This is a genomic window from Amycolatopsis thailandensis (assembly GCF_002234405.1).
Lineage (GTDB): Bacteria > Actinomycetota > Actinomycetes > Mycobacteriales > Pseudonocardiaceae > Amycolatopsis > Amycolatopsis thailandensis.
The window spans coordinates 1-1,078 of the sequence record NZ_NMQT01000312.1; the positions used below are offsets into that span (position 1 = coordinate 1).

General features: G+C 69.4%; 1 protein-coding gene. It reads left to right on the forward strand.

The features are described 5' to 3' along the window. Nucleotides 1-1,078 (forward strand): M4 family metallopeptidase (locus CFP71_RS42540; RefSeq protein WP_143267314.1); only part of this gene is annotated, 1,078 nt, incomplete at both ends.

Genomic DNA, 1,078 nt, shown 5'->3' on the forward strand with positions numbered 1-1,078 from the left:
CGGCGGGGACGCGGTGGTGGTGGCCGACGGCGCCGGGCGCGTCCGCGGCACCAGCGCCGCGGAGACCGCGGCGATCTCGGTCGAAACCAAGGCCAAGATCTCCGCGGCGAAGGCGGCCGAGGTCGCCCGCGGCCAGCTGTCCAAAGTAGACAGTGTGGTGGCGCCGCAGCTCGTCGTGCTGGCGGGGAACTCCCCCAAGCTCGCCTACGAGGTCGTCGTCAAGGGCACCAAGGCGGCCGCGCCGAGCAACCTGCACGTCTTCGTGGACGGCGCCACCGGGGCGGTCCTCGACACCCGTGACGACGTCAAGATGTCGAACATCCCCGCCGCCACGCAGAACACGTCGGGCGGCGTCAGCACGCTGGGCGCCGGGAACAGCTACTACGTCGGCAACGTCACCATCGACACGACGAACTCCGGCGGCACCTACTCCATGCGCGACCCGGGGCGTCCCAACATCAGCTGCAAGCCGCAGAACGGCGCGGTGTACTCCGGCCCCGACGACAACTGGGGCAACGGCTCGGGCACCAACCTCGAAACCGCTTGTGTCGACACGCTCTTCGGCGTCCAGACCGAGTGGAAGATGCTCGGCGAGTGGCTGGGCCGCAACGGCATCAACGGCAGCGGCGGCGGTTTCCCCTCCTCCGTCGGCCTCAACCAGGTCAACGCCTACTGGGACGGTTCCTCGACCACCTTCGGTCACTCGCAGGACAACCAGCGCCAGGCCACCTCGATGGACGTCGTCGCGCACGAGTTCGGCCACGCCATCTTCCAGACCACGCCGGGCGGCGCGGGCAGCGGCAACGAGAACGGCGGGCTGAACGAGTCCACCGGTGACATCTTCGGCGCCATCACCGAGCACTACGCCAACAACGCCAAGGACACCCCGGACTACGAGGTCGGCGAGGGCGTGAACCTGGTCGGCCAGGGCCCGATCCGCTACATGTACCAGCCGAGCAAGATCTCGGGGAACCCGAACTGCTACTCGTCGTCGATCCCGAGCACCGAGGTGCACGCCGCCGCGGGCCCGCAGAACCACTGGTTCTACCTGCTGGCCGAGGGCACCGCGCCCGCCGGC